The following is a 2,092-nucleotide window of genomic DNA, read 5'->3' as shown; positions in this document are numbered from 1 at the left end:
GGTCTCGCAGGCATGCTCACGCCGGTCGCCGGGGTAGTCGTGACAGACAAACATCCGGGTCTCCTCCGGCAGCGCCAGTAGTTTGCGGATGGAGCGGTACAGCCTGCCGGCGTCGCCGCCGGGGAAGTCACAGCGCGCGGTGCCGCAATCCGGCAGGAACAGGGTGTCCCCCACGAACAGGGCGTCACCGATCAGCCAGGCCATGTCCGCGGGCGTGTGGCCGGGGGCATGGATCACCCGGCCCGGCAGCTCGCCGACGGTAAAGCGCTCGCCATCGCGGAACAGGTGGTCGAACTGGCTGCCGTCACAGAGGAACGCCTTCTCCAGGTTGAAAACCTCCCGGAAAATGGTCTGCACCTCTCGAATGTGCTCGCCAATGCCGATCCGGCCGCCCACTTCATCCCGCACGTAGGGCGCGGCGGAGAGATGGTCGGCGTGGGCGTGGGTGTCCAGCACCCAGTCCACCGTCAGGTCCCGGGCCCGGACAAAATCCACCAGGCGCCGGGCGCCCTCGGTGCTGGTGCGGCCTGCCTTGGGGTCGAAATCCAGCACTGGGTCGATCACGGCGGCGTGACCACCGGCATGGTCGTAGACCACGTAACTCCAGGTTTCGGTCACGGGGTCGAGGAAAGCTTCTACGTGTGCGCGCATGACGGATCTCCCGTAGTCAGGGCGGCTGTCAATACACTATACTTCGCGATATATTATATGGCAATATAGTGTTCCCTGAATCTGGAGACCGCAGCCGATGCCCGATACCGCCCACCTGAGTGTGGCCCAAATGCGAGAAAACGCCGCCGACGCCACCGCGGTGCTGCGGGTGCTGGCCCACGAGGACCGGCTGCTGCTGCTCTGCCAGCTCAGCCAGGCCGAGCTCTGTGTCAGCGAGCTGGAAGCGCAGCTTGGCATTCACCAGCCCACCCTCTCGCAACAGCTGGGGGTGCTGCGCCGGGAGGGCCTGGTGGCCACGCGCCGCGAGGGCAAGCATGTCTACTACCGCATCGCCGACGAGCGCGTGCTTGCGATTCTGCAGCGGCTCTATGAACTCTACTGCCAGCCACCGGGAGACCCGACATGACCATAGACTGGAATGCCTTCACACCCGCGTCCGCCCTCGCAGGCGGCGTTCTGATCGGTTTGGCCGCAGTGGCCTTCCTCCTGCTCAATGGCCGCATTGCCGGCATCTCCGGCATCGTGGGTGGCCTGCTCAGGCCGCAAGCCGGCGATACGGGCTGGCGCCTGGCGTTTATCGCCGGCATGGTGCTGGCGCCCTTGGTCTGGACCGCCGCCGCCGCGCCACCGGAGCTGACCATTGCCGCCGACTACCCGACCCTGATCCTTGCCGGGCTGATGGTGGGCCTGAACACCCGTTATGGCAGCGGCTGTACCAGCGGCCACGGGGTCTGCGGCCTGTCGCGTCTGTCGCCGCGCTCACTGGTGGCCACCCTGTGCTTCATGGCCACGGGCTTTGCCACCGTTTTTGTCATCCGTCACCTGCTGGGGAACTGACATGAACCGACACCTGTTGTCCGCCCTGATCACCGGCCTGGTTTTTGGGCTGGGTCTGCTGGTCTCCGGCCTGGCCAACCCGGCCAAGGTGCTGGCGTTTCTCGATCTGGCCGGCGCCTGGGATCCGTCCCTGGCGCTGGTGATGGCCGCCGCCGTGGCGGTGGGCCTGGTGGGCTTCCGGCAGGCGCGGCGCCGCAACCAGAGCCTGCTGGGAGGCCCCATGCGCCTGCCCACGGCCAATCAGCTGGACCGCCGCCTGGTACTGGGAGCGCTGGGTTTTGGTGTAGGCTGGGGCCTGGCGGGCTTCTGCCCCGGCCCCGCCCTGGTGGCGCTGGGCGCCGGCGAACTCAAGGCGCTGGTGTTTGTGGCAGCCATGCTGGCGGGCATGGCGCTGTTCGAGTTACTGGAGAAGCGCCGGGCCGCCTGACCCGCCAGCGCAGTGAGACCGCGCGGGCCGTGTCGCGGCTCAGGTCCTGGCTCTGACCCGCGCCTTGCCGGTGCTGGAATAGACGCTCAGGCCGGTAACGGTGATCAGGATCAGCACCATCCCCAGCAACTGCACGGCCATCAGCCGATCATCCAG

General features: G+C 67.2%; 4 protein-coding genes. 3 read left to right on the top strand and 1 reads right to left on the bottom strand.

Annotated features, from left to right (window positions below):
• A partial coding sequence (locus R3280_RS16755) for an MBL fold metallo-hydrolase (RefSeq protein WP_318999748.1) occupies positions 1 to 651 on the bottom strand: 651 nt, incomplete at its 3' end.
• A 97-nt stretch (positions 652 to 748) separates the two neighbouring features.
• On the opposite strand from R3280_RS16755, the gene R3280_RS16750 reads away from it, so the two are divergent.
• From R3280_RS16750 to R3280_RS16740, 3 genes are read left to right on the top strand one after another with little or no spacing between them, the layout of a single operon-like run.
• Positions 749 to 1,078, top strand: a complete 330-nt coding sequence (locus R3280_RS16750) for a metalloregulator ArsR/SmtB family transcription factor (protein ID WP_318999747.1) — start codon at positions 749 to 751, stop codon at positions 1,076 to 1,078.
• Entirely contained in the window at positions 1,075 to 1,509 is a 435-nt protein-coding gene (locus R3280_RS16745; protein ID WP_318999746.1) for a YeeE/YedE family protein, read from the top strand. The genes R3280_RS16750 and R3280_RS16745 overlap by 4 nt, the downstream gene beginning before the upstream one ends.
• A gap of 1 nt (position 1,510) precedes the next feature.
• Positions 1,511 to 1,936: a DUF6691 family protein gene (locus tag R3280_RS16740; protein ID WP_318999745.1), complete on the top strand. Its 426-nt coding sequence runs from the start codon at positions 1,511 to 1,513 to the stop codon at positions 1,934 to 1,936.
• Positions 1,937 to 2,092: the final 156 nt, after the last annotated feature.

The sequence above is a fragment of the Marinobacter sp. genome (genome assembly GCF_033722195.1).
Lineage (GTDB): Bacteria > Pseudomonadota > Gammaproteobacteria > Pseudomonadales > Oleiphilaceae > Marinobacter.
Note: the sequence above shows the minus strand (reverse complement) of the source record. Positions and strands in the feature narration are given on the sequence as shown.